The organism is Agrococcus sp. UYP10, from assembly GCF_040547205.1.
Taxonomy (GTDB): Bacteria; Actinomycetota; Actinomycetes; order Actinomycetales; family Microbacteriaceae; genus Agrococcus; species Agrococcus jenensis.
Genome location: NZ_JBEPPG010000001.1, coordinates 1,723,915 through 1,749,732, shown reverse-complemented (window position 1 = coordinate 1,749,732; position 25,818 = coordinate 1,723,915). Strand labels below are relative to the sequence as shown.

General features: G+C 74.1%; 24 protein-coding genes. 3 read left to right on the top strand and 21 right to left on the bottom strand.

Going from position 1 to position 25,818, the window contains the following annotated elements; all coding sequences use genetic code 11:
- The first annotated feature begins 30 nt into the window (after positions 1-30).
- The gene (locus ABIB37_RS08605; RefSeq protein WP_354259241.1) at positions 31-978 is read left to right on the top strand and encodes an NAD(P)-dependent alcohol dehydrogenase; all 948 of its coding nucleotides are present in this window, start codon (positions 31-33) and stop codon (positions 976-978) included.
- A gap of 30 nt (positions 979-1,008) precedes the next feature.
- Here the strand turns inward: ABIB37_RS08605 and ABIB37_RS08600 are convergent, their stop codons facing one another.
- The 16 genes from ABIB37_RS08600 to ABIB37_RS08525 form a co-directional block, all read right to left on the bottom strand.
- A complete protein-coding gene (locus ABIB37_RS08600) occupies positions 1,009-2,403 on the bottom strand; it encodes a PepSY-associated TM helix domain-containing protein (RefSeq protein WP_354259238.1) in 1,395 nt (464 codons plus the stop codon).
- On the bottom strand, positions 2,400-3,131 hold the full coding sequence (locus tag ABIB37_RS08595) for a DUF1775 domain-containing protein (RefSeq protein WP_354259236.1): 732 nt from the start codon (positions 3,129-3,131) through the stop codon (positions 2,400-2,402). The genes ABIB37_RS08600 and ABIB37_RS08595 overlap by 4 nt, the downstream gene beginning before the upstream one ends.
- A 101-nt stretch (positions 3,132-3,232) precedes the next feature.
- Positions 3,233-3,874, bottom strand: a complete 642-nt coding sequence (locus ABIB37_RS08590; RefSeq protein WP_354259233.1) for a hypothetical protein — start codon at positions 3,872-3,874, stop codon at positions 3,233-3,235.
- Positions 3,871-4,524: a nucleoside triphosphate pyrophosphohydrolase gene (gene mazG, locus ABIB37_RS08585; protein ID WP_354259230.1), complete on the bottom strand. Its 654-nt coding sequence runs from the start codon at positions 4,522-4,524 to the stop codon at positions 3,871-3,873. Before mazG ends, ABIB37_RS08590 begins: the two co-directional genes overlap by 4 nt.
- Positions 4,521-8,075 (bottom strand): transcription-repair coupling factor, encoded by a 3,555-nt coding sequence (gene mfd, locus ABIB37_RS08580; RefSeq protein WP_354259228.1) that lies wholly within the window; start codon positions 8,073-8,075, stop codon positions 4,521-4,523. Before mfd ends, mazG begins: the two co-directional genes overlap by 4 nt.
- A 28-nt stretch (positions 8,076-8,103) precedes the next feature.
- On the bottom strand, positions 8,104-8,583 hold the full coding sequence (locus ABIB37_RS08575; RefSeq protein ID WP_354259224.1) for a hypothetical protein: 480 nt from the start codon (positions 8,581-8,583) through the stop codon (positions 8,104-8,106).
- A 50-nt stretch (positions 8,584-8,633) separates the two neighbouring features.
- Complete coding sequence (gene pth / locus ABIB37_RS08570) at positions 8,634-9,212, bottom strand: aminoacyl-tRNA hydrolase (RefSeq protein ID WP_123696012.1); 579 nt, start codon at positions 9,210-9,212, stop codon at positions 8,634-8,636.
- Between the two features lie 18 nt (positions 9,213-9,230).
- Positions 9,231-9,872, bottom strand: a complete 642-nt coding sequence (locus ABIB37_RS08565; RefSeq protein ID WP_354259221.1) for a 50S ribosomal protein L25/general stress protein Ctc — start codon at positions 9,870-9,872, stop codon at positions 9,231-9,233.
- A gap of 198 nt (positions 9,873-10,070) precedes the next feature.
- Positions 10,071-11,480, bottom strand: coding sequence for a GntP family permease (locus ABIB37_RS08560; RefSeq protein ID WP_354259218.1), 1,410 nt, complete (start codon positions 11,478-11,480; stop codon positions 10,071-10,073).
- An 81-nt stretch (positions 11,481-11,561) separates the two neighbouring features.
- Entirely contained in the window at positions 11,562-12,146 is a 585-nt protein-coding gene (locus ABIB37_RS08555; protein ID WP_354259215.1) for a gluconokinase, read from the bottom strand.
- On the bottom strand, positions 12,143-13,201 hold the full coding sequence (locus tag ABIB37_RS08550; RefSeq protein WP_354259212.1) for a zinc-binding dehydrogenase: 1,059 nt from the start codon (positions 13,199-13,201) through the stop codon (positions 12,143-12,145). The genes ABIB37_RS08555 and ABIB37_RS08550 overlap by 4 nt, the downstream gene beginning before the upstream one ends.
- A gap of 20 nt (positions 13,202-13,221) precedes the next feature.
- Entirely contained in the window at positions 13,222-13,998 is a 777-nt protein-coding gene (locus ABIB37_RS08545) for an SDR family oxidoreductase (protein ID WP_354259210.1), read from the bottom strand.
- Entirely contained in the window at positions 13,998-15,053 is a 1,056-nt protein-coding gene (locus ABIB37_RS08540; RefSeq protein ID WP_354259208.1) for a D-2-hydroxyacid dehydrogenase, read from the bottom strand. The genes ABIB37_RS08545 and ABIB37_RS08540 overlap by 1 nt, the downstream gene beginning before the upstream one ends.
- A gap of 56 nt (positions 15,054-15,109) precedes the next feature.
- A complete protein-coding gene (locus ABIB37_RS08535) occupies positions 15,110-15,874 on the bottom strand; it encodes a fumarylacetoacetate hydrolase family protein (RefSeq protein WP_354259205.1) in 765 nt (254 codons plus the stop codon).
- Complete coding sequence (locus tag ABIB37_RS08530) at positions 15,874-17,301, bottom strand: MFS transporter (protein WP_354259202.1); 1,428 nt, start codon at positions 17,299-17,301, stop codon at positions 15,874-15,876. The genes ABIB37_RS08535 and ABIB37_RS08530 overlap by 1 nt, the downstream gene beginning before the upstream one ends.
- Positions 17,302-17,402: 101 nt before the next feature.
- Positions 17,403-18,221 carry an IclR family transcriptional regulator gene (locus ABIB37_RS08525; protein ID WP_354259199.1) on the bottom strand — a complete coding sequence of 273 codons (819 nt, stop codon included), beginning with the start codon at positions 18,219-18,221 and terminating at the stop codon, positions 17,403-17,405.
- 112 nt (positions 18,222-18,333) lie between these two features.
- Between ABIB37_RS08525 and ABIB37_RS08520 the strand changes: the two genes are divergently transcribed.
- A complete protein-coding gene (locus tag ABIB37_RS08520) occupies positions 18,334-19,257 on the top strand; it encodes an NAD(P)-dependent oxidoreductase (protein ID WP_354259196.1) in 924 nt (307 codons plus the stop codon).
- Here ABIB37_RS08520 and ABIB37_RS08515 read toward each other — a convergent pair.
- The 3 genes from ABIB37_RS08515 to ABIB37_RS08505 are packed head-to-tail and all read right to left on the bottom strand — an operon-like array spanning position 19,254 to position 21,751.
- Positions 19,254-20,213: a TIGR03557 family F420-dependent LLM class oxidoreductase gene (locus tag ABIB37_RS08515; protein ID WP_354259193.1), complete on the bottom strand. Its 960-nt coding sequence runs from the start codon at positions 20,211-20,213 to the stop codon at positions 19,254-19,256. The genes ABIB37_RS08520 and ABIB37_RS08515 overlap by 4 nt on opposite strands.
- 49 nt (positions 20,214-20,262) lie before the next feature.
- Positions 20,263-21,141 (bottom strand): SMP-30/gluconolactonase/LRE family protein, encoded by an 879-nt coding sequence (locus ABIB37_RS08510; RefSeq protein ID WP_354259190.1) that lies wholly within the window; start codon positions 21,139-21,141, stop codon positions 20,263-20,265.
- Between the two features lie 43 nt (positions 21,142-21,184).
- Entirely contained in the window at positions 21,185-21,751 is a 567-nt protein-coding gene (locus tag ABIB37_RS08505) for a dihydrofolate reductase family protein (RefSeq protein ID WP_354259187.1), read from the bottom strand.
- A gap of 134 nt (positions 21,752-21,885) precedes the next feature.
- Here ABIB37_RS08505 and gnd point away from each other — a divergent pair, with 134 nt between their 5' ends.
- Positions 21,886-23,364: an NADP-dependent phosphogluconate dehydrogenase gene (gene gnd / locus ABIB37_RS08500; RefSeq protein ID WP_502914041.1), complete on the top strand. Its 1,479-nt coding sequence runs from the start codon at positions 21,886-21,888 to the stop codon at positions 23,362-23,364.
- Between the two features lie 10 nt (positions 23,365-23,374).
- Here gnd and ABIB37_RS08495 read toward each other — a convergent pair whose 3' ends face one another.
- Both ABIB37_RS08495 and ABIB37_RS08490 read right to left on the bottom strand, forming a co-directional pair.
- On the bottom strand, positions 23,375-24,058 hold the full coding sequence (locus ABIB37_RS08495) for a response regulator (protein ID WP_354259182.1): 684 nt from the start codon (positions 24,056-24,058) through the stop codon (positions 23,375-23,377).
- Entirely contained in the window at positions 24,055-25,713 is a 1,659-nt protein-coding gene (locus tag ABIB37_RS08490) for a sensor histidine kinase (protein ID WP_354259179.1), read from the bottom strand. Before ABIB37_RS08490 ends, ABIB37_RS08495 begins: the two co-directional genes overlap by 4 nt.
- Positions 25,714-25,818: the final 105 nt, after the last annotated feature.

Sequence of the window (25,818 nt, the reverse complement as noted above, 5' to 3'; positions counted from 1 at the left end):
GAACAGGCTTACAGTCGTAAGGAGCACAGCATGCGCGCAGTCGTCGTCGAGCGGTACGGTCCGCCGGCCGTCGCCCGGGTGGCAGAGGTCGCCGACCCGGTGGCGCGTCCCGGTGAGGTGGTCGTGCGCGTCGCGTCGGCCGCCGTCACGTCGGGTGACGCGCGGATGCGCTCCGGGCGCTTCCCGCGCGGCTTCGCACTCCCCGCGCGGCTCGCCATCGGGCTGCGCGGACCTCGGCGGCGCGTGCTCGGCATGGCTCTCTCGGGCACCGTCGAGGCGGTCGGCGAGGGGGTCACGGCCCTCGCCGTGGGCGACGAGGTCGCCGGCCTGGTCAGCGGCCGTCCGGGCGCGCACGGCGAGCTCGTCGCGGCGCGCGCCGACCGGCTGGTGCCGAAGCCCGCAGGCGTCTCGCACGATGCGGCCGCGGCCGTGCTCTTCGGAGGCTGCACGGCCATGCACTTCCTGCTCGACGTCGCCCACCTGCGCGCCGGCCAGTCGGTGCTCGTCGTCGGCGCGTCCGGCGCGGTCGGCTCGAGCGCGGTGCAGGTCGCGCGGCTCACCGGCGCACGCGTGACGGGCGTCACGAGCGGGCGCAACGCCGAGCTCGTGCGGCGACTCGGCGCGGAGGCCGTCATCGACTACACGACGACCCCCGTCGACCGGATCGCTGAGCGCTTCGACGTCGTGGTCGACACCGTCGGTGCGCTCTCCACCGCGGCGGGCCGCGCGCTGCTCGCCGACGGCGGCTCCCTCCTGCTCGTGCTCGCCACGCTCGGGCAGACGATCACCGCCCGCGGGCAGGTCACGGCAGGGGTCGCCACCGCCAAGCCCGAGCACGCGTCGCGCCTGCTCGGGCTCGTCGCGAGCGGCGAGCTCGACCCGGTCGTCCAGGCGTCGCTGCCGATGGTCGAGATCGCCCGCGCCTACGAGATCGCGGACTCGGGCCGCAAGGTCGGCAACGTCGTCATCCGCCCGTAGCCGCGATCCCGTTCGACCCCGGCCACGGCATCACGCGCGCGAGCGCACCGCCACGAGCACCGCGTCGACGACGACGAACGCGACGAGCGTCCAGCCGACGAGCGGCAGCAGCAGGCCGATCGCGGAGCCGACGACGATCACCGCCGCCACGCCCCACCAGGGGGCCCGAGCAAGCGCACCGGCCTCCGGCGCCGGCCCCGGCCGGCGGTACGGCCCGCGCCGCCACCACATCCGCATGCCGAGCGCGACGATCGCCGCGATCCCGAGCGCGAGCGCTGCCAGCACGAGCTGGTTCGCCAGCCCGAACATCGACCCCATGTGGAGGTCGATGCCCCATCGCGCGAGCTTGGGGATGAGCCCGAAGTCAGCGAAGTCGACGCGGTCGACGACCTCGAGCGTCGCGCCGTCGACGGCGACCGCGTCGACCTGCGTCGGGAAGGAGCGCTGGATCTCCTGCACGACCCAGGCGCTCCGGTCATCGGCCGGCGGCCGCAGCTCGATGAGCCCGACGTCGACGTTCTCGGTGCGGGCGACGGCGAGCACGTCGTCGAACAGCGCGGGGTCGACCTCGGCCGCAGCGGCAGCCGCGCCGTGGTCGCCGTGCGCGGCAGCGCCGGACGCCTCGTCGCCGAGGGCGGTCGAGACCGACGGCGTCGACCAGCCGAGCGCGGCGCGCAGCCCGGTCACGTTCGCCCCTGCGAGCTGCGACCAGGTGATGCCGGTGGCAGAGAGGAAGAGCGCGCCGAGCGCGAGCCAGATGCCGAGCGACGCGTGCCACGAGCGCAGGCGCCGAGCGCCGGTCGCGCCGCGCTCCGGGCGCACCAGCTCGCGCGCGGAGCGCCCGCGGCGGCGGAGCGCCACCCACTGCCCGATCCACAGCCCCACGCCCGCGAGCACGACGATGCCGAGCCAGCTCGCGGCGAGCTCGGAGTAGAGCCTGCCGACGTCGCCGAGGCCGAGGCCGCGGTGGAAGTGGTCGATCGCGGTGCGCAGCGGCAGCGAGCCGCTCGTGCCGTAGACCGTGAGGTCACCGCGCACCTCGCCGCTCACCGGATCGACGAAGATCGCGCGGCTCTCGCTCTCGACGAGCGACGGGTCGGCGAAGAGCACGCGGGTCGTCGCGCCAGGCTCGGGCGCCGGCCGGAGCGCCGACAGCGATGCGCCGTCGCCGGCCGCCGCCTGCGCCACGCGCACCTGCTCGGCGAGCGGCAGCGGCTCGCCCTCGGTCGGGGCCGTGAGCGCGTCGCGGTAGAGCACCTGCTCGACCGATGGCGCGAGCGCGTACGCCGCGCCCGAGAGCGCCGCCACCAGGATGAAGGGGCCGACGAGCACGCCGGCCAGCCAGTGCAGGCGGCGCAGCAGCGGCGAGAGCCACGGCTGCCGTCCTGCGGGGGCCTCCGCCGCCCGCTCGAGCGTCGCGGTCATCGGGTCGCCCGCTGGCGCCGCAGCGCGATCGCGCTGAGGACGGCCGCGACGGCAGCGGCGACGAGGGCCGCGATCGCGACGGGCAGCGTGGCGCCGGAGCCGCCATCCGCCGCGGGTGCCGCGGCGGCCTCGGCCTCGTGCTCGGCGTGCTCGGCACCGGCCGCGTCGCCGGCGGCGCCGGCTGCCGCGCCGTGGCCGTGCGCCTCGGCGGCCTCGCCGATGGTGAGGATCGGCGCCGGCGTCTCCGACGCCTGGTCGTCGCTGCTCCAGTCGCTCTCGCCGACCTCGCACGACTGCAGCGCCGGGAAGGCGAGCACCGTGCCGTCGGCGGCATCCTCGGGGAGCGTCACCTCGAGCTCGAGGGTCTCGCGGACGCCGTCGGGCATCGGCTCGTCGGCTGTGAACCGCACGACGCGGCCGTCGGCGACGTCGATGGCGACATCCCACCCGGGGTTGGCGATGAGGGTCACCGCCGGGACCTCGTCGGGGATCGTGACGGCGACGCCCGTGGTGGGCGAGCCGTCGCAGCCGTGGCTGAAGGTGAAGGCGAGCTCGCTCGTGGCGCCCGCCTCGGTGCTCGAGGGCGTGACGTGCACGTGGGCGCTCGCGGCGGCGGCGGCGCCGAGCACGACGAGCGCGGTGGCGGCGATGCCGGCGCCGAGGCCTGCGACGGTGCGCGAGCGACCGATGGTGCGGCGGGGGGTGCTGGGACGGACGGTGGTGGTCATGGGTGCTCCTGGTGCTGAAGGGCGCTGGCGCGCGGTCGTCTGAGCGGCGCCGCACGCGCGGTCGCCGAAGGGGTTCGCGGCCCGTGGGCGCGCGGATGGGTTCAGACGGCGAGCGCCGGCGGTCCGCGCCGGACGAGGGCGCTGTGGAGCACGTCGAGGGCCGCGCGGCGCGCGGGGCTGACGGCGGAGACGGGAGCAGCACGCCGCACGCGCGGCGGCGTCCAGGCGAGCGCGGCCGCGGCGAGCCGCAGCGACATCGCCTCGAGCACGGCGGCGACGGCGCGCGGCACCGCGCGCAGCAGCCAGAGGGTGATGACGCCTGCTGCCACGTGCGCGAGCGGCATCGCGGCGTGCGCATGCTCGACGAGGATCGGGCCGAGCACTGCGTCGTGAAGCGCCGTGTCGCGGTGCCCCGACGCGTGGCCGGCATGGCCGGCCGACGGCCGCGGCAGCGAGTACACGCCGTGCTGCAGCAGCTGGGCGATCGTGACGGCGACGACACGACGGGGCGCCGAGCCGCGTGCGCCGAGCACCGGCGCGAGCACGAGCAGGGTCGCCACGAACGCCGCGACCAGCAGCAGCGCGTCGGGCGCGACGCCGCCGCCGACGGCGTGGGCGCAGCCGGTGATGACCGTGGTCGCGGCCGCGACCACGAGCGACGACGCGAACGCGCGGCGACGCAGGGCGAGGCGACGCAGGGCGAGGCGGTCCTCCGGCGCGGTCGTCTCCCCCTCGGCCGTCACGTCGCGTCGGCCTCCTCGGCGCGCAGCCGCTGCTCGAGCGCCCGCGTCGCGGTGCGCAGGGCGCGCTCGGCGTCGAGCCCGCGATCGCTCGCGGAGCGGACGAGCGCGAGCAGGGCCTCGCCGAGCGCCGCCTCGTCGTCGCCGACGTCGACGGCCGCCGTGTCGGGCAGCGGCAGGCCCGCGCGCTTCGCCCGGCTCATCGTCTTCTCGGCACGGGCGAGCGCCGGCAGGCTCACGGGGATGCCGTCGAGCGCGCTCCCCCGCTCCGGCTTCTCCTCGCGCTTGATCGCATCCCAGTTCGCCACCACGTCGGCGACGCCGTCGACCGCGAGGTCGGCGAACACGTGCGGATGCCGGCGGCGCAGCTTCTCGATGAGCGTCCGCGCGACGTCGTCGACGTCGAAGCGGCCCTCGGCGCGCGCGATGTCGGCGTGGAAGACGACCTGCAGCAGCACGTCGCCGAGCTCCTCCCGGAGGTGCGCGTCGTCGCCGTCGCCCGCCTCCCTGGCCTCCACCGCCTCGGCGAGCTCGTGCGCCTCCTCGATCGCGTACGGCACGAGCGACGCGTGCGTCTGCTCCGCGTCCCACGGGCAGCCGCCCGGACCGCGCAGCCGCGCCATCACCTCGACGAGCTCGTCGAGCGCGCTCACGCCGCACCCTCGGCGGCGGCGTCGCCCGCCGGCTCCTTCGGCGGCGGGAAGATGGCCGTCAGCAGCGCGTCGACCCAGGCGATGAGCTCGGCATCGGGCAGCGGCTGCGCCTGCGTGCCCGCGAGCCGCCCGCCGCCCGCGGTGGGGATCGGCACGACGATCGTCTTCGCCTGGGCGTTGAGCTTCGCGTCCGGGTACATGCGGCGCAGGCGCAGCTGCACCGACTCGGCGAGGTCGGCGGGCCCGATGCGCAGGTTCGGGCCGACGGTGATGACCTCGGAGAGCTGCGCGCGCTGCGCCTTGCGCCGCAGCCGCGCCATGGCGATGAGCGCGCTCACCTGCGCGGGCGGCTCGCCGTAGCGGTCCCGCAGCTCGTCGAGCACGTGGTCGATCGCCTCGTCGTCGCGGGACGACGCGGCCGCCGAGAGCTTCTGGTACGCCTCGAGGCGCAGCCGCTCGGCGTCGACGTAGTCCTCGGGGATCACCGCGTCGACGGGCAGCTCGAGCCGCAGCTCGCGCGGCCCCTCGTCCTCCTCGCCGCGGAAGAGCGCCACGGCCTCCCCCACCATCCGCAGGTAGAGGTCGAAGCCGACGCCGGCGATGTGCCCGGACTGCTCGCCGCCGAGCAGGTTGCCGGCGCCGCGGATCTCGAGGTCCTTGAGCGCCACCTGCATGCCGGCGCCGAGCTCGTTGTGCACCGCGATCGTCTCGAGCCGGTCGTGCGCGAGCTCGGAGAGCGGCGCATCCGGGTCGTAGAGGAAGTACGCGTACGCGCGCTCGCGGCCGCGGCCGACGCGGCCGCGCAGCTGGTGCAGCTGGCTGAGCCCGTAGCGCTCGGCGTGGTCGAGGATGAGCGTGTTCGCGTTGGGGATGTCGAGCCCGGTCTCGACGATCGTCGTCGAGACGAGCACGTCGTACTGCTTCTCCCAGAAGTCGACGATCACGCGCTCGAGGGCGGTCTCGGGCATCTTGCCGTGCGCGACGCCGATGCGCGCCTCCGGCACGAGCTCCGCGAGGTGCGCCGCGACGCGGTTGATCGACGAGACGCGGTTGTGCACGAAGAACACCTGCCCCTCGCGCAGCAGCTCGCGCCGGATGGCGGCGGCCACCTGCTGGTCGTTGTAGGCGCCGACGAACGTGAGCACGGGGTGCCGCGCCTCCGGCGGGGTCGCGAGCGTCGACATCTCGCGGATGCCGGTGACCGCCATCTCGAGCGTGCGCGGGATGGGCGTCGCCGACATCGCCAGCACGTCGACGTTCGTCTTCAGCGCCTTGAGCTTCTCCTTGTGCTCGACGCCGAAGCGCTGCTCCTCGTCGATGATGACGAGGCCGAGCTCCTTGAAGCGGACGGACTCGGAGAGCAGGCGGTGGGTGCCGATCACGACGTCGACCGTGCCGTCGGCGAGCCCCGCCATGGTCTCGCGGTGCTCCTTGTCGGTCTGGAACCGGCTGAGCGCGCGCACGTGCACGGGGAAGCCCGCGAAGCGGGCCGCGAAGGTCTCGAAGTGCTGCCGCACGAGCAGCGTGGTGGGCACGAGCACCGCGACCTGCGCGCCGTCCTGCACGGCCTTGAACGCCGCGCGCACGGCGACCTCGGTCTTGCCGTAGCCGACGTCGCCCGAGAGCAGCCGGTCCATTGGCACCTCGCGCTCCATGTCGCGCTTGACCTCGTCGATGGTGGTGAGCTGGTCGGGCGTCTCGGCGTAGGGGAACGCGTCCTCGAGCTCGCGCTGCCAGGGCGTGTCGGGACCGAACGCGCGGCCCTTCGACGCCATCCGCGCCGAGTAGAGCTGCACGAGCTCGACCGCGATCTCGCGCACGGCCTTGCGCGCCTTCGCCTTCGACTGCTGCCAGTCGCTGCCGCCCATCTTCGACAGCTGCGGCGCCTCGCCGCCGACGTAGCGGTTGAGCTGGTCGAGCTGGTCCGTCGGCACCGACAGCCGGTCGCCCGGGTGCCCGCGCTTCGACGGCGCGTACTCGATCACGAGGTACTCGCGGGTCGTCTTCACGGGGTTCCGGCCGCCGGTCGACACGGTGCGCTGGGTGAGCTCCACGAAGCGGCCGACGCCGTGCGTCTCGTGCACGACGTGGTCGCCGGGCTTGAGCTGCAGCGGGTCGACGACGCTCCGGCGCCGGGTCGCGAGCCGGCGCGACTGGCGCGAGTCGACCCCCACCGCGCGGCCGAAGAACTCCGCCTCGCTCACGAGCTCGATGCGCTCGTCCGGCAGCGAGAAGCCCTGCTCGATCGACGCCTGCGTCACGTGCACGATGCCCGGCTCGAGCTGCGGGGGCAGCGCCTCGACCTCGCGCGCGGCGACCTCGTGCTCGCCGAGCACCTGCGCCGCGCGCGTGACGAGGCCGTGCCCGGCGGCGGTGACGACGACGCGCCACCCCGCCTGGGCGCGCTCGCGGAGGTGGTCGACCGCGCCGTCGGCGCGGCCGGCGAAGCTCGGCACCGGCTGCCCCTCGACCGCGGTCACCGAGTCGTCGGCCTGCAGCGTCGAGAACGTCCACCAGGGCGCGCGCACCGCGTCGCGCAGCTCGTCCAGGCTGAGGAAGCCGCCCGCGAGGTCGACCGGCGCCTCGCCGCCCGCGGTCGCGGCGCTCCACGCCGCCTCGAGGAACTCGTGGTTCGTCTCGTTGAGACTCGCGACGCGGTCGCGGATGCGCTCGGGGCCGAGCACGACGACGCCCGCGTCCGGCAGGTAGTGCGTGATGGGCACGAGCCTCGGCAGCAGCGCGGGCGCGAGCGACTCCATGCCCTCGACCGGGATGCCCTCGCCGATGCGCTCGAGCATCTGCTGGATGCCGGGGAACTCGGGGGCGAGCTGGCGCGCGCGGCTGCGCACCGCCTCCGTCAGCAGCATCTCGCGGCTGGGCGGCAGCACGACGCGGTCGACCGGCTCGGCGTCCGAGCGCTGGTCGGCGACGTGGAACCAGCGCATCTGGTCGACCTCCTCGCCGAACAGCTCGATGCGCACGGGGTAGTCCTCGGCGGGCGCGAAGACATCGACGATGCCGCCGCGCACGGCGAACTCGCCGCGCCGGGTCACCATGTCGACGCGCGAGTAGGCGAGGTCGACGAGCCGGCGCGACAGGGCGGCGAGGTCGATGCCCCGCGCCCCGGCGACGAGCTCGACGGGGTCGACGGAGAGCAGGTTGTCGGCGACGGGCTGCAGGGCCGCGCGCACGGAGGCGACGATGACCATCGGCGTGCCCGGCTGCCGCTCGGCGACCGCGCGCAGCGTCGCGCCGCGGCGGCCGACCGTCTCGGCGGAGGGGCTCAGCCGCTCGTGCGGGAGCGTCTCCCACGCGGGCAGGTCGAGCACCTGCGCCTCGGGGAGCCAGGCGGAGAGGTCGTCGCGCACCGCGTCCGCCTCGCGCCGGGTGGCGGTGATGACGAGCAGCGGTCGGTCGTGGGCGCTCGCGATCGACGCGACGACGGGTGCGCGCATCGACTCGATGCCCGTGAGCGCGCCACCGCGGCTCGCTTCGACGACCGGGGCGAGCGCGCTGCGCTCGAGGAGCTCGAGGAGGGGCCGGAGGCTCACTGCGCCTGTCTCGCTGACTGAGCCCGTGTCACTGCGTCATGACCACGGCGCCCGCGGCGTCGAACACCTCGACGCTGTACGAGCCCTCCGCGCCGACGGGCGGCATCACGCCCGCGAAGACCGGCGGGGCGTCGTCAGGGGTCTGCTCGCCGCGCACGAGCTCGACGTCGGTGCCGTACCAGTGCATGACCGCGCGCTCCGCGCCGGCCGGGCCGATCACGAGGGCACCGCGGGCCTCGTCGGTGCCGCCGACGCACAGCAGCGGACCGCGGCCGAGGCACGACGCGAACATGCGACCGCCCTCGTCCTCGAGGATCAGGTCGGTCAGGCCGGACTCGTCGCCGCCGTCCCACCACAGCATCGACCCGTCGTCGAAGCTCGCGGAGAGCGTGTAGCCGTTCGGGCCCTCGGGCGCGGCGTCCTGCTCGGGCGTGCCGCTCGCGCAGCCGGCGAGCGCGAGCCCGACCGCCAGCACGACAGCGGCGACTCGCGGGGCGTCTCTGCGCACAGTCACTCTCCTCCGGATCGACTCTCCATGCTAGCGGCGAGCCGCGCCGCTCAGCTCGGGGCGTGGATGCGCTGCTGCGCCTCGGCGAAGCCGTCGGCGATGATGCGCTCGACGGCGTCGGCGCCCAGCTGCACGAGCAGATCGGCCTCGTCCTGCTCGGCCTTCGCGAAGGGCTTCAGCACGAAGTCGGCGGGATCCTGCCTGCCGGGCGGGCGCCCGACGCCCAGCCGCACGCGCAGCACGTCGCCGCCGCGCGCGGCGATGATGTCGCGCATCCCGTTGTGGCCGCCGTGCCCGCCGCCCTGCTTGAGGCGCACGGTGCCGAGCGGGAGGTCGAGCTCGTCGTGCAGCACGATGACGTGCTCGGGGTCGACGCCGTACCAGTCCATCAGCTTCGCGACCGGGCCGCCCGACCGGTTCATCCAGCTCGTCGGGAAGGCCGTGACGACCTTGGGTCCGCCGATGATGCGGGACTCGGCGACGAGGGCGTCAGCGCGGCCGTGCCGCTTCGGCGTCGCGCCGGCGCGGCGCTCGACCTCGGCCAGCGCGAGCTGGCCGATGTTGTGGCGCGTGCGCGCGTAGTCGGGCCCGGGATTCCCGAGCCCGACCACGAGCCACGTCTGCGCCATCGGACGCGAGGGGTCCGACTACTCCGCGGACTCGTCCGTCTGCTGCGAGGCCTCGCCGCTCTCGACGACGTCGCCCTCGGCCGGTGCGGCGTCCTCGTCCTCGAGCTGCGGCGCCGCGGGCACCATGATGCCGACGACGAGCGCCTCGGGGTCGGTGAGGAGCGTCGAGCCCGTGGGCAGCTCGATGCCGCCGGCCAGGATGTGCGCGCCCTCCTCGAGGCCCTCGATCGAGACCACGAGGTTGTTCGGGATGTGCAGCGCCTCGACCTCGATCGAGACGCTCGTCAGCTCGAGGTTCGTGATCGTGCCGGGGGCCGACTCGCCCTCGACGTGCACGGGCACGTCGACGACGACCTTCTCGCCGCGCTGGACGATGATGAGGTCGAGGTGCTCGATCGCCTGCGCGCCCTGCAGCACCGGGTTGCGCTGGATGTCCTTCACGAGCGCGAGCTGCGAGCCGCCCTCGATCTCGAGGTCGAAGATGGCGTTCGAGCGACGCACGAGCATGAAGACGTCGTGCGCGTCGAGCGTGAGGTGCTGGGGCTCCGAGCCGTGGCCGTAGAGCACGGCGGGGACCTTGCCGATGGCGCGCAGCTTGCGCGCCGCGCCCTTGCCGAATGCCGTGCGGGTCTCGGTGACCAGCTTGCTGCCGTCAGTCATGGAAGTGCTCCTTGTGGGCCGCGGCCCGTCGATGGTCGACTCGAACGCGCGAAGCGTGAGGACTGGGTCCGCTGCTGCCACTGCGTCGATCACGGATGCGTCCGCACCCCTCGCCGAAGTTCAGCCTCCGACTCTACAGCACGGCCCGGGAACGGCGAAAGCGGAGGTCCTCCCGGACCTCCGCTCTCGCGCGCCGGATCAGCCGAACACGCCGCCCAGCAGGTAGATCGCGTAGGCGATGATGAAGCCGACGATCGACATGAGGCCCTGCGCGACCGTCCAGGTCTTCAGCGTCGTCTTGACGTCGAGGCCGAAGAACTTGCTCACGAGCCAGAAGCCCGAGTCGTTGACGTGGCTGAAGCCCACCGACCCGGCGGCCGTGGCGAGCACGATCGCCGCGGTCTCGACCGGGTTGAAGCCGCCCTCGACGACCACGCCGGCCATGAGCGACGCGGCGGTCGTGAGCGCCACGGTCGCCGAGCCCTGCGCGATGCGCACGATGAGCGAGATGAGGAACGCCGCCACGATGACGGGCATGCCCACCGAGTTGAGCGACTCGGCGATGGCATCGCCGATGCCGGTGACGCGGAGCACGCCGCCGAACATGCCGCCCGCGCCGGTGACGAGCACGACCGACGCGATCGGACCGAGCGCGCTGTCGGCGACCTTCTCGAGCAGCGAGCCCTTCTTGCCCATGCCCCAGCCGAGCAGCCAGAACGAGACGATCACGGTGATGAGGAGCGCGACGGGCGTCTCACCGAGGGTGCGCAGCAGCGCGACGACGGGCTCTGCCTTGAACGCGTCGGGGTCGGCGGTGGTCGCGGCGTACATGTTGAGGCCGGTGTTGAGCAGGATGAGCACGAGCGGCAGCACGAGCAGGGCGATGATCTTGCCGAAGCGCGGGTTCGACTCCATCTCGTCGTGCTGCTCGGAGGTGCCGTCGAGGATCGAGGGCACGCCCACGTCGTACTTGCGGCCGACGTAGCCGCCGAAGAGCACGCCGACGATGTACCAGACGGGCAGCGCGACGACGAGGCCGAGGATGAGCACGAGGCCGACGTCGGCGCCCAGGATCGCGGAGGCGCTCACGGGGCCGGGGTGCGGCGGCACGAAGATGTGCATCGAGCTGAAGGCGAGGGCCGCGGGGAAGGCGACCGTCAGCAGCGAGCCGCCGAGGCGGCGCGAGACGGCGTAGATGATCGGCATCATGACGACGAGGCCCGCGTCGAAGAAGATCGGGAAGCCCATGAGCAGGCTCGCGACGCCGACGGCCATGCCCGCGCGCTGCTCGCCGAAGCGACCGATGAGCTTGTCGGTCAGCACGCGCGCGCCGCCCGACGTCTCGATCATGCGGCCGAGCATCGCGCCGAGCGCGACGAGCAGCATGACGCTGCCGAGGGTCGGGTTGAAGCCGAACTGGAGCGCTGCGATGAGCCGGTCGAACGGGATGCCGGCGGCGACGGCCGTCAGCAGGCTCGTGATCATCAGCGCCAGGAAGGCGTGGATCTTGAACGCCATGATGAGGACGAGCAGCAGCGCGATGGACGCGGCTGCCAGCAGCAGGAGCCCTCCGGTGCCGAGGTCCCAGTTGAGGACGAGATCTTCCATCGGGTGTCTCCAGTGTGCGTGTGCGGGTGATGCGTGACCGCCGGCGGCGGTCGAGGGGATCAGGGCGTGATCACGGGGCGATCAGGAGGGCTGCGTGTCGATCGCGCCGGTGACCGTCGCGCCGGGACGGGGCTCGACGGCGCGGCCCGCTGCCCGGCCGGTGAGGATGCGGGTGACCTCGTCGACGATCGCCTCGGGCCGCTGCTCGATGGAGATGACGATGCCGCGCTCCCACTCGGCGAGCGGCTCGAGCGTCTCGAGCTGGCTCTCGAGCAGCGTCGTCGGCATGTACTCGTGGTCGCGGTGCGCGAGCCGCTCGGCGACGAGGTCGCGCTCGCCGCGCAGGTGCACGAAGACGAGGTCCTGGTCGCTCGCGCGCAGCAGCTCGCGGTACCAGCGCTTGAGCGCCGAGCACGCGACGATCGTGATGCGGCCGTCGACGCGGCCGTCGGCGATCGTCTGCCCGATCGTCTTGAGCCACGGCACGCGGTCCTCGTCGGTGAGGGGCGAGCCGCCGGCCATCTTGTCCTTGTTCGCCTTGGGGTGGAGGTCGTCCCCGTCGATGAAGTCGATGTTCAGCCGCTCGGCGAGCGCCTTCCCGATCGTCGACTTCCCCGACCCCTGCACGCCCATGATGATCATGGGCGGGTATCGCGTCTCGCTCATCGCACCGCTCCTGTGTCCGTCGTGGCTGCGAACGTCAGCAGCACCTTCGAGGATACGGATGCGTCGCGCGCGACGGCGAGCGCCTCGAGGCCGTCCTCGATCGGCAGCTCGTGGCTGATCACCGCGGCCGCGTCGAGCGAGCCGTCGGCGAGGGCGCCCAGCACGTCGTCGATCTCGTCGTTGAACCGGAAGGAGCCCACGAGCGTCAGCTCGCGCGTGATGGCGCTCGCCATCGGCACGGCGATGTCGCCCGCGCGCTGCAGCCCGAGCATCACGACGGTGCCGCCCCGCCGCGCGCCGCTGATCGCGGCGGCGAGGCCGGGGACGGTGCCGGACGACTCGATGACGACGTCGGCGTGCACGCCGGCGATCGCATCGGCATCCGTCGCGTCGAGGGCGCGGGCGCCGAGCCGCTCGGCGAGCGCGCGCGGGTGCTCGTGCAGGTCGGTCGCGACCACCTCGGCGGCGCCGTGGTGCCGCGCGACCGCGATCGCGAGCGCGCCGATGGGGCCGGTGCCGATCACGAGCACGCGGCGGCCGGCGACGTCGCCCGCCTGGCCGACGCCGTGCCACGCGACGGCGGCGGGCTCGGCGAGCGCGGCGAGCCGCAGGTCGAGGCCCTCGGGGATCGGGCGGAGCATGCGCGCGGGCAGCGCGACCCGGCGCGCGAAGGCGCCGGCCGTGTGCGGCATCCGCGCCGCGGAGCCGAGGTAGGTGCCCGCGGGGCTGAGGTTCGGGCGATCGGCCGGGAAGGGGCTCGAGCCGTCGTCGATCGGGGTCGCGGGGTGCACCGCGACGCGCGTGCCCGCCGCGGGCCCGGTGCCGTCGGCGGCCGCGATCAGCACGGTGCCGACGATCTCGTGGCCGAGCAGCATCGGCTCCCGCAGGATCGACTGGCCGGCCGCGCCGTGCAGCCAGTAGTGCAGGTCGGAGCCGCAGATGCCGCCGTAGGCGATCTCGACGACCGCCTCGTCCGCACCCGGCGCGGGCTCCGGCAGCGCCTCGACGCGCACGTCGTCCTTCGCGTGGGCGACGAGGCCCAGGTTGTCGGTCATCATGTCCCGCTCTCGAGTGCCTAGACGACCGCGGTCATGCCGCCGTCGACGTAGATGGTCTGGCCGTTCACGAAGGCGCTCGCGTCGCTCGAGAGGAACACGAGCGTGCCCACGAGGTCCTCGACCCTCCCCCAGCGGCCGGCGGGCGTGCGCTGCGCGACCCACGCCGAGAACTCGGCGTCGTCGACGAGCTGCTGCGTGAGCTCGGTGGCGAAGTAGCCGGGCGCGAGCGCGTTGACGCTGATGCCGTGCGGCGCGAGGTCGGCGCAGAGGCCCTTCGTGAGCATGACGATCGCGCCCTTCGTCGCGCTGTACGGCGCGATGGAGGGCCTCGCGAGCTGCGACTGCACGCTGCCGATCGAGACGATCCGGCCGGAGCCGCGGGCGATCATGCCGCGTGCGACGCGCCTCGACAGCAGGAAGGCGCTCGTGAGGTTCGTGGCCAGGAGGTCGTGCCAGTCGGCGTCGGTGAAGTCGGCGATCGGGTTGCGGCGCTGGATGCCCGCGTTGTTCACGAGGATGTCTGGGGTGCCGAGCCGCGCCTCGACGTCGGCGATCCCGGCGTCGACCGCCTCGGCATCGGTGACGTCGAAGATCGCGGCGTGCGCCTCGCGGCCCGTCGCCGCGGCGATCTCGGCCGCCGCGCGCTCCGCCTTCGCGCGGTCGCGGCCGTGCACGACGACGGTGGCGCCGGCCTGCGCGAGGCCCTCGACGAGCGCGCGGCCGATGCCCTGGCTCGAGCCGGTGACGAGCGCGGTGCGCCCGGTGAGGTCGAACAGCGCGGGGCCTGCGGGCATCAGTAGAACTCCTTGGTCGACATCACGTTCTGCATGGGCTCGCCGTCGAGGAGGCGGGTCGCGTTGGCCGCGAAGAGCTCGGCGATGCGGCGCGGCTCCTGCACCGAGAGGGCAGCGGTGTGCGGGCTGAGCAGCACGCTCGGGTGCTCCCACAGGCGCGACTCGGTCGGGAGCGGCTCGACCGCGGTCACGTCGAGCGCGGCGAAGCCGATGCGGCCGGCGTCGAGGGCGTCGAGCAGCGCGTCCTCGTCGACGACGGTGCCGCGGCCGACGTTGACGAGGATCGTGTCGTCGCGCACGGCGCCGAGCACGTCGGCGCCGATGAGGCCGGTCGTGTGCGCCGTGCCGGGCAGGGTCGCGACGATCGCGTCGACCTGACCCGCGGCCTCGACGAGCTCGTCGATCGGCACGAGGCGATCGACGTGCTCGACGGGCTCGCCGGAGCGCGTCGTGCCCCACACGGTCGCGCCGAGCGCCGAGAAGCGCTCGGCGACGACGGCGCCGATGCCGCCGAGCCCGACGACGAGCACCGTCATCTCGCTGACGTGCCGCATGAGCCGCCGGCCGTCGCCCCACGTGCGCGACGCCTGGTCGGCCTCGAGCCGGCGGAGGCCCTTCGCCCCCGCGAGCACGCCGAAGACGGCCCACTCGGCGAGGGTCGTGGCGTGCATGCCCGCGCTCGTCGTCACGACGACGCGCTCGAGCTCGTCGTCGGTCAGCTGCGCGTTCCGCACCTGGCCGCCGCCGCCGGCCGCGGTCGTGTGCAGCCACCGGAGCCGCGGGTTCGCGCGGACCGTGCGGGCGAGCGCCTGCGGCGACACGTCCGGGAGCCCGAAGAGGGCGTCCGCCGAGTCGAGCATCGCCTCGAACGCCTCCTGCTGCTCGGGGGTGCGCTCCCACGAGGGGTCGCCCTCCCAGTCGCCCGTCCAGCGCCAGGGGCGCGTGAGCGAGGGGTCGCGCAGCAGCTCGACGCGCGGCTCGAGCTCGCGGATGCGGTCGGCGCTCGCGTCGTCGATGCTCACCGCGACGGCGACCTTCAGGGTGGGACCGGGCATGGCTGTCTCCTTCGTTGCAAGGCTATCGATGCGAGCGCACGAGCGCTCCGGTGCGCTCAGCGCAGGGGCGTCTCGAGCCGGAGCCCGCCGACGACGACCGAGACCGTCGAGCCCGCGGCCACCTCGTGGTTCGAGTGCGGCGCGCCGGCCATGATCACGTCGCCCGGACCGAGTCGCAGCCAGCCGGCGACGTACGCGATCGACTCGCGCACGGGCACGGGCATGGCCTGCGCGCTCGTGTCGCGCACCACCTCGCCGTCGACCTCGAGCCGCAGGACGAGGTCGTCGATCGGGGCCTCCGTGTCGATCCAGGGGCCGAGCGGCGTCGAGCCGTCGCCGCCCTTCGACTCGAAGTTGCGCACGTCGAGCACGGCGCGGTCCGGGTAGGAGAGGTCGTTCACCGCGGTGACGCCGAGCACGAACTCGTGCGCGTTCGCCGCCGTGACGAGCGTCTCGGTGGGGTCGCCCGTGTCGCGGCCGATGACGACCGCGACCTCGGCCTCCGCGACGACGCGGCCGGCGTCGCGGCGCACGCGCACGGGTGCGCCGTGCGGCACGACGCCGCGCGGGCTCTTCAGCCACGCCTGCACCGGCAGCGGCGGCTCCGGGTCGGCGCCGCGGTTCTGCGCGATGCCGACGAGCACGGTCGGCACGGCCGGCGCCAGGAGCGTCGCGTCGCGACCGTCGACGCGCTCCCCCGCGTCGGCGACCGGCGTGCCCGCGGCGAGCGCGGCGTACGGGTCGTCGATCGGCACCCAGCCGTCGCCGTCCGCGCGGACGTGCAGCGCTCTGCCGTCGACGGCGATGCGGGCGATGCGCATCAGCGGGCCGCCGTCACGACGGGCAGGTCCGCGTCGCGGTCCTGCCCCTCGTCGGTCGAGACGTTCACGGCGTCCTCGAGGCGCAGCAGGTCGCGACCGCGCGTCTCGGGCACGAGGAACGTCGATGCGGTCGAGATGAGCGCGAGCGTGGCCATGTAGATCGCCGGCAGCAGCCAGTTGCCGCCGGACGTGGCGAGCAGGTAGGCGCCCAGCACGCCCGCGAGCCCGCCGCCCAGCACGGCCGAGATCTCGCGCGCCATCGCGACGCCCAGGTAGCGGTGCCGGTTGCCGAACATCTCGGGCAGCATCGCGCACTGCGGGCCGAGCATGGTGTTCACGGCGATGCCGATGCCGAGCGCGATGACGACCACGACCGTCGCCGGGTCGCCCTGCGACAGCAGCCACCACGCGGGGAACGCGTAGAGCAGCATGAAGACGGCGCCGAAGCGGTACACCGCGCGGCGGCCGAAGCGGTCCGAGAGGTGGCCGGTGAGCGGGATCGTGCCCATGCCGATGAGCGAGCCGATCGTGACGCCCCAGGTGGCGACGCCGCGGTCGACCGGGTTGGCGATGAACGTGCCGGCGACGAAGGCGAGCGCGAGGTTCTGGAACATGTAGGAGCCGCCGTTCTCGGCCATCCGCAGCCCGATGCCGACCACGACGCCCGGGAAGCCCTTCGTGAAGATGTCGCGGATCGGGCGCTCGGCCACCTGCTCGTGCTTCTCGAGCTCGACGAACGTCGGCGTCTCGCGCAGGCGCATCCGGATGAAGAGCGCGACGAGGATGAGCACGAACGACAGCAGGAACGGCACGCGCCAGGCCCAGCCGAGGAAGACGTCCTCCGGCAGCGACGAGAGGAACGTGAAGACGACGGCGGCGAGCAGCGTGCCGAGCTGGATGCCGATGAAGGGCAGCGACGAGAAGAAGCCGCGGCGCCGCACCGGGGAGTACTCCGCCATCAGCACGGTCGCGCCGGCCTGCTCGGCGCCGGCGCCGAAGCCCTGCGCGAGGCGCAGCACCGTCAGCAGCACGGGCGCCCAGATGCCGATCTGCTCGTAGGTCGGCAGCAGCCCGATGAGGGTCGTCGCGCCGCCCATGAGCAGGATCGTGACGACGAGCACCCACTTGCGACCGATGCGGTCGCCGATCGTGCCGAAGAAGAGGCCGCCGAGCGGCCGGGCGGCGAAGCCGACGCCGAACGAGGCGAACGCCGCGACCACGCCCATCGCCGGGTCGAGGTCGCTGAAGAACAGCGTGTTGAAGATGAGCGCGGACGACAGGCCGTAGAGGGCGAAGTCGAAGTACTCGAGGGCGCTGCCGACGCTCGAGGCGAGCGTCGCCCGGCGCAGGTTGGCTGCGTACTCCGGATCGTCGGTGTGGGCGGGGCGCTGGGGCGTGGGGTCCTGCTGCGCGGTGGTCTCGGTCACGGTCCATCTCCTTCGACAGTCGTGCAATGCGTCGTTGCACGGGCGAGCGTACCACTGGGCTGAACGCCGTACAACCCTCTGAACAGCGCGAGCGCGGTGCGCTAGGAGGCGGGACCTCGGAGCGGGTTCGACAGCGCGGCGACCGCGGCGCGCAGCGCTGCCCCGACCTCCGCCACCCGCGCATCGTCGGCATGCTCGGCGGGCAGCGCCGCGCCCATCGCGAGCGGCGGATCCGCAGGCGCCCACGGGTCGAGCGCGACCGCGACGCCGGTGATGCCGCCGAAGGAGCCGCCGCGGTCGACCGCGAAGCCCCGCTCGCGCGCCTCGCGCAGCATCGGCAGCAGCTCGTCCACCGTCGTGATGCTCGTGGCCGTCAGCGGCGGGAAGGGCTCGGCTGGTGCGAGGAGCGCGCGCACCTCGTCGTCGTCGAGGCGGGCGAGCAGCGCCACGCCGGTCGCGCTGAGGGGGGCCGGCAGCCGAGAGCCGAGCGGCGTTCCGAGCCGGTAGGGCGAGCGCCCCTCGTGGCGCGCGAGGTAGAGCGCGTCGACGCCGTCGAGCATCGCGATCTGCACCACCTCGCGGTGCAGCTCGGGCGACGCCGCGACGACGCGGTAGAACTCGCGCACCTGGTTGAACTGCTGCGCGAAGGCGCCGCCGAGCTCCGCCGTGCGGCGACCGAGGCGGTAGCCGCCGGCCTCGCGCTCGACCATGCCGCCCTCCTCGAGTGCCGCGCACAGGTTCGCGGTCGACGACTTCGCGATGCCGAGCGCCCTCGCGATGTCGCTGAGCGTCATTGGGACGCCCTCCGCCTCGGCGAGCGAGGTGAGGATGCGGAGGGCGCGCGAGACCGCGGGCGCCGGATCGCGGTCGGTGCGCTCGGTCACGCCGTCGGGCGGCTGCGTCGCTGCGTGCTGGGCCATGGTCCGCTCCTTCGCGGTCGAGGTCGTCGCCGTCCACCCTAGGGCGCATCCACGTCGGTGGACAGCGTCCGACATGCTGGCCACGATGCGCTCGCGGCCGTAGCCTGAGCGCATGGACACCGCAGTCTCCGGCGCAGCAGCCGACGCAGCTCCCTCCGACCACAGGACCGGCGCGATCGGCGTCATCGGGCTCGGCGCGATGGGCGAGCCCATGGTGCATCGCCTGCTCGGTGGCGCCAGCCGCGTGCTGATCACCGGCCGCTCCCCCCGACCCGCGCTCGTCGAGGCCGGAGCCTCATGGGCGGCGACGCCGCGCGAGCTCGCCGCCGGAGCCGGTGCCGTGCTCTCGATGCTGCCCGACCTGCCCGAGCTCGAGCAGGCGCTCGACGGCCCCGATGGGCTGCTCGCCGGGCTCGGCGACGGCGAGCTGCTGCTGCTCATCGGCTCGACCTCCTCGGCCCCCGCGGTGCGGTCGCTCGCCGAGCGGCTCGCGACCGAGACGCAGGGGCGCGTGCGGGTGGTCGACTGCCCCGTGTCGGGCGGCGTCGACGGCGCGGAGGCCGGGTCGCTCTCGATCATGCTCGGCGGCAGCGCCGAGGACGCCGCGCGCGCCGCGACCCTGCTCGCGCCGTGCGGACGCCCGGTGCACCTGGGCCCGCTCGGCGCCGGCGAGGTGGCGAAGGCGTGCAACCAGCTCGTCGTCGCCGCGACGATCACCGCCCTCGGCGAGGCGACCGTGCTCGCGGACCGATCGGGGCTCGACCTCGACGCGCTCTGGACGCTGCTCGGCGGCGGCTACGCGGGCTCGAACCTGCTCGAGAGCCGACGCGACAAGCTCGTGCGCGGCGACGACTCGCCGTCGGGGATCGCCCGCTACATGATCAAGGACCTCGGCTTCGCGGCCGACATCGCCGAGGCGACCGGCACGAGCCCGGCGCTGCTCCCCGCGCTGCGGGACTTCTTCGACGAGATCGTCGCGCGCGGCTACGGCGACCGCGACATCGCCGTCAGCCGCCGCGTGGTCGCCGAGCGCTAGGCCGACTGCCGCAGGCGCGGCCCCAGCTCGTCCTGGAAGAAGCCCATGAAGGCGTCGGGGTCGGTGCTCGCGTCCATGAGCACGAGGTGGTCGAAGCCCGCGTCGCGGAACTGGGAGAACACCTCGACGTGCCGCTCGACGTCGGGGCCGCACGCGAACGCCTCCTCCATGTCCTCGACGCGGATCGACTGGGTCGCCTGGTCGAAGGCCGTCGGGTCGGGCAGCTCGGCGAGCACCTTCCAGCCGAGCGGGCCGAAGCGGAACCGCTCGTGCGCGGCCTCCGCGCCGGCGCGCGCGTCGGGCGCGAACGCGGTCGGCACCTCGCAGTAGCGCGGCCCCTCGCCGCCCGCGGCCGTCCACGCCTCGATGAGCGACGCATCCGGGTCGGTCGAGAACAGGCCGTCGCCGAGCTCGGCCGCGAGCGCCGCAGCCTGCGGGCCGCCCGCCGCGACCACGATCTCGGGCAGCGTCTCCGGCAGGTCGTAGACGCGCGCGTCCTGCAGCGTCAGGAAGTCGCCGCGATAGGAGTGCGTGCCGCCCGACCAGAGCAGCCGGATGATCTCGAGCGCCTCCCGGAACCGCCGGTGCCGATCGCCGACCTCCGGCCAGCCCTGCCCGACGATGCGCTCGCTGAGCCGCTCCCCCGCGCCGACGCCGAGCGTGAAGCGGCCGTCGGAGATGATCTGGAGCGTCGCCGCCGCCTGGGCGATGATCGCCGGGTGGTAGCGGATCGACGGGCAGGTGACGCCGGTCGCGAGCCGCAGCGTCTCGGTCTTCGCCGCGATCGCCGACAGGATCGCCCACGCGAACGACGAGTGCTGGTGCTCGGGCAACCAGGGGTGGAAGTGGTCGCTGATCTCGACGAAGTCGAAGCCGGCGCGCTCGGCCTCGACCGCTCGCCGGATGAGCTCCTTGGGTGCGACGTCCTCGGCGAAGAGCTTGTATCCGATCTGCATGCGTCGACGGTAGGAGCCCCACCTGGACGCCCGGTGGGGGACGCGACGCTCAGGCCGCGAGGGTCGCCGTCCGGATCCGGTAGACGCTCGTCGTCGCCGCGATCCACAGCCAGCCGTCGTCGCCGAAGCACAGGTTCGCGACCGTCTCGGGCACCGGCACGTGGCCGATGCGCTCCCCCGTCGGCGTGATGACGTGCACGCCGTCGCTGCTCGACGACCAGATGCGCCCCTCCGCGTCGATCGCGATGCCGTCGGGCGTGCCCGCGTCCATCGCGAACAGCCGGCGCCCGTCGACCGCGCGCACCTCGGCGCCATCGCCCTCGAGCCGGTAGGCGCGGATCGTGCTGGCCTCCGCCGTCTCGTCCTCACCGCCCGACTCCGTGACGTAGAGGGTCGCGAGGTCGGGGCTGAAGGCGATGCCGTTCGGCCGCGCCATGTCGGTGACCACGGCGCGGAGCCCGGCGTCGGCGCTCCAGCGGAACACGAACGATCCGCCGTACTCGCGCTCCCCCGGGTGGCCCTCCTCGGGCTTCTCGATGCCGTAGGGCGGGTCGGTGAACCAGATGGAGCCGTCGGGGTGCACGGCGAGGTCGTTGGGCGAGTTCAGCCGCCGCCCCTCGAAGCGGTCGACGAGCACCGTGACCTCGCCGTCGACCTCGAGCTCGATCGCCCGCCGGCCGTGCGAGCACTGCGCCACGCCGCCGAGCCAGTGCCCGCGGCCGTTCGTGAACTCGACGCCCACGCGGTGCTCCCGCATGGTGCCGGCCTCGTCGACCTCGAGGATGCGGTCGCCGTGGATGTCGCTCCAGCGCAGCACGCGCTCGTCCGGCAGCCAGAGCGGGCCCTCGCTCCACGAGGCGCCCGTCGCCATCCGCTCGAGGGTCGCGCCGGGCGCGAGCAGGTCGTGGCCGGAGCCGTCTGCGTGCATGCCGCCGATGCAAGCACCCGCGCCTGCGCGGCGCCTGGGCGGTTCAGTGGCGGATCGGCCGGTAGCTGAGCTCGAGCGCGCGCCCGTCGAAGGTGCGCGATCCGATGAGCTCGAGGTCGAAGTCGTCGGCGCCCTCGAAGATGCGGCCGTCGCCGGTCCGCCCCGTGATGACCGGGAAGACCGTCAGCTGCACGATGTCGACGAGCCCGGCGGCCATGAGCGCCCGGTTCAGCCGCAGGCTGCCGTGCGAGCGCAGCGGCACGTCGGACGCCTCCTTGAGCCGCGCCACCTCCTCGAGCACGTCGCCGCTCGCGATCGTCGCGTCCTGCCAGTCGAGCGGCTCCTCGAGCGTCGAGGACACGACCGTGAGCGGCATCCTGCGCATGCGCGTCACCCAGGCGTCCTCCTCCCACGTGCCGTCCGGCACCATCGCGACGAAGTCGCGGTAGGTGTTCGCGCCGAAGACCATCCGCTGCGGCGTGCCGAAGAGCGCCTCGCGGCGCTCGAGCAGCTCGGGACCCTGCTTGCCCCAGTAGCCGCCCCAGTCGCCGTGGTGGGAGCCGTAGCCGTCGACGCTCGTGAAGACGTCGAACGTGTAGGTCGCGGTCATCGCGGTGCTCCTCGCCTCGGCGGGCCCATCGACGGGCCATCGACGGGCTCGGCTCGATCGTGCGGCGGATGCCGGAGCGTGTCAAGGCCGCGGGCTCCATCCGCCCGCGGCGGCGCATCCGCTGCTGGGTAGCCTTGCCTCAGACCCCCGAGCCGTCCAGGAGGACCTCCGTGACCACTGCCAACATCGCCGTCGTCGGCCTCGCCGTGATGGGTTCGAACCTCGCCCGCAACCTCGCGTCCCGCGAGGGCAACACCGTCGCGGTCTACAACCGCACGACGGCGAAGACCGACGACCTCATCGCCGCGCACCCGGAGGCGGGCTTCGTGAAGGCCGCGACGATGCAGGAGCTCGCCGACTCGCTGCAGAAGCCGCGCACCGCGATCATCATGGTGAAGGCCGGACGTCCGACCGACGCCGTCATCGACGAGCTCGTGTCGGTGTTCGAGCCGGGCGACATCATCGTCGACGGCGGCAACGCGCTCTTCACCGACACCATCCGTCGCGAGGCGGCCGTGCGCGAGACGGGCATCCACTTCGTCGGCTGCGGCATCTCCGGCGGCGAGGAGGGCGCGCTCAACGGCCCGTCGCTCATGCCCGGCGGCACCGCGGAGTCGTACGAGACGCTCGGCCCGATCCTCACCGGCATCGCCGCGGTCGCCGAGGGCGAGCCGTGCGTGACGCACGTGGGCACCGACGGCGCCGGCCACTTCGTGAAGATGGTCCACAACGGCATCGAGTACGCCGACATGCAGCTCATCGCCGAGGCCTACGACCTCATCCGCCGCGGCACCGGCAAGTCGCCCGCCGAGATCGCGGAGGTCTTCGAGGAGTGGAACCGCGGCGAGCTCGAGTCGTACCTCATCGAGATCACCGCCGAGGTGCTGCGACAGGTCGACGCCGAGACCGGCCAGCCGCTCGTCGACGTCATCCTCGACGCCGCCGGCGCCAAGGGCACCGGCGCGTGGACCGTGCAGACCGCGCTCGACCTGGGCGTGCCCGTGTCGGGCATCGCCGAGGCCGTCTTCGCCCGCTCGCTGTCGTCGAAGCTCGACCAGCGCGCCGCCGCCTCCGACCTCCCCGGCCCGTCGGACGCGTGGCTCGTCGACGACGCGGACGCCTTCGTCGAGGACGTGCGCAAGGCGCTCTTCGCGTCGAAGATCGTCGCCTACTCGCAGGGCTTCGACGAGATCGTCGCCGCCGCCGAGGAGCACGACTGGGACATCCAGAAGGGCGAGGTCGCGCGCATCTGGCGCGCGGGCTGCATCATCCGCGCGCGCTTCCTCAACGACATCACCGAGGCCTACGCGACCACCCCCGAGCTGCCCGCGCTCATCCTCGCCCCGTACTTCCGCGAGATCATGGGCCAGACCCACGAGGCGTGGCGCCGCGTCGTCATCGCCGCGGCGCAGGCGGGCATCCCCTCGCCGGCGTTCTCGTCGAGCCTCGCCTACTACGACGGCCTGCGCGCCGACCGCCTGCCCGCCGCGCTCGTGCAGGGCCAGCGCGACTTCTTCGGTGCCCACACCTACCGTCGCGTCGACAAGCAGGGCACCTTCCACACCCAGTGGTCCGGCGACCGCACCGAGGTCGAGGCCGTCGACACCCACTGAGGCGTCTGCCTCAGGCCGGCCGCGAGTACTCGAGCTCCGGCCGGCCCTTGGCGCCGTAGCGCGGGCTCCGCTCGACGTCGCCGCTCGCGGCGAGGTGCTCGAGGTAGCGGCGCGCGGTGACGCGCGACAGCCCGAGCGCCGCGGCCACCTCGGTCGCGGAGCGCGCGGCGCCGTCGGCGAGCAGCGCCGCGACCGCGTCGAGGGTGTCGCCCGAGAGCCCCTTCGCGAGTCCGGGCGCGTTCGTCGTGCGCAGCGCCGCGATGGCGCGGTCGACCTCCTGCTGCGTGATGCGGCCGGTGCCGCCCACGCGCTCGCGGTAGTCGCGGTACCGCTGCAGGCGCTCCGCGAGCGCCGCGAACGCGAACGGCTTGATGAGGTACTGCACGACGCCGACCGCGATGGCGTCGCGCACCGTCTCGAGCCCGCGCTCGGCGGTGACGGCGATGACGTCGACGAGGTGGCCCTCGGCGCGCATCCGCCGGCAGACGTCGAGGCCGTGCCCGTCGGGCAGCTGCATGTCGAGCAGCACGAGCTGCATCGGCACGCCCGCGGCGGCCGCCTCGCGCATGGCCTGCAGCGCGGCCGCCGCCGAGTGCGCGACGCCCGCGACCTCGAAACCCTCGCAGCGCTGCACGTAGGCGACGTGCGCCGCCGCGGTGCCGCGCTCGTCCTCGACGATGAGCACGCGGATCACGGCGCCGCCCCCGGTCGCGGCAGCAGCACCGTGACGACGGCGCCCGCCGCGGCGTCGCCTGCGCGGGTCTCCCCTGCGGCGACCTCACCGGCCGCGATCTCCACCGAGCCGCCGAGCCGCTCGACCGTCTCGCGCACGATGCTGAGGCCGAAGCCGCGCCCGTGGGCGCCGGCCGGCTTCGTCGACCAGCCCGGCGCGAACGCCTGCTCGCGCTGCTCGGGCGCGAGCCCTGCACCGCTGTCGCTCACCTGCAGCACGATCGAGCCGGTGTCCTCGTCGAGGTAGACCTCGACCCACGCGTCGCGGTCGCCCGCCGGCGCGCGCGCGGCGCGCTCGGCGGCCGCGTCGATGGCGTTGTCGACGAGGTTGCCGAGCACCGTGACGAAGTCGACGGGGTCGATGCCGTGCGTGCCGGGCGCGAGGTGCGTCTCGACGTGCATCTCGACGCCCCGCTCGTGGGCCTGCGCGGCCTTGCCGAGCAGCAGCGCCGCGATCACCGGCTCCTCGTCATCGCCGACCACGCGGTCGGCGAGGCGCTGCCCCAGGTCGCGGCCCGCCGTCGCCACCTCGAGCGCGCGGCGCGGCTCGTCGAGCTCGATGAGCGTCGCCACCGTGTGCATCCGGTTGCCGAACTCGTGCGTCTGGGCGCGCAGGGCGCTCGCGAGCGTGCGGACGGCGTCGAGCTCGCCCGTCATGCGCTGCAGCTCGGTGCGGTCGCGGATCGTGAGCGTCGTCGTGCCCGCGCGCGCCGTCTCGTGCCGCGCGACGACGAGCCAGCGACCGCCGACGAGCACCTGGCCGCCGTCGCCGTCGAGGACGGCGCGCACCCCCGGGGGCAGCGGCGCGTCCGGCGGGATCGGCGTCGCGAGCTCGCCGAGGCCGAGCATCGCGCGAGCGCGGTCGTTCGCGAGCACCACGGCGCCCGACTCGACGAGCACGAGCCCGTCGTCGACCGCGTGCAGCGCCGCCTCGTGCGCCGCGAAGAGGCGCGCGAGCTGCTCCGGGCCGTGCCCGCCGGTCGCGCGGTCGAGCCTGCGGGCGAGCAGCCAGGCCGCGAGCGCCGCGACGGAGAGCGTCGCGACGAGCAGACCGCCGACGGCGAGCAGCCTCGTGACGACGAGCGAGCCCACGCGCTCGATCGTGACGCCGGCCGCGACGAGGCCGACCACGCGGCCGTCGTCGAGCACGGGCGTCACGGCCCGCACCGACGGGCCGAGCGTGCCCTCGAAGACCTCGGTGAACGTCGAGCCGGCGAGCGCCGGAGCGGTCGTGCCGAGGAACTCGCGGCCGATCTCTTCGAGGTCGGGATGCGTGTAGCGCGTGCCGTCCGGATGCATCACGGTGACGAAGTCGAGCCGCGTCGCCATCCGCACGTCCTCGACGTAGTGCTGCATCGCATCCGTCGCGCCGGCGATCGCCGCGCCGCGGTCGTCCGGGTAGCGCTCGAAGGCGTCGGCGACGGCTTGCCGCACGGTCGGGGTGGCCGCCATCGCGAGCGCGAGCTCCTGGCTCGCGAGCGCCGCCTCCCGCTCGCGCTCCTGCCGCGCGTCGACGGCGAGCAGCGCGAACGCCACGGCGGCGGCGAGCACGAGGATCGCGGCGGTCTGCGCGAAGACGCGGGTCGCGATGCTCGCCGAGCGCCACCATCCCCGCATCGCACCCCTCCCGCTCGCGCTGTGAACACTATGCACGAAACACGGGTGCCGAGCGCCGCCAGGCGCAGGCTGACTGCTCGGAAGCGTCGCGCAGGGGCGGCGCCC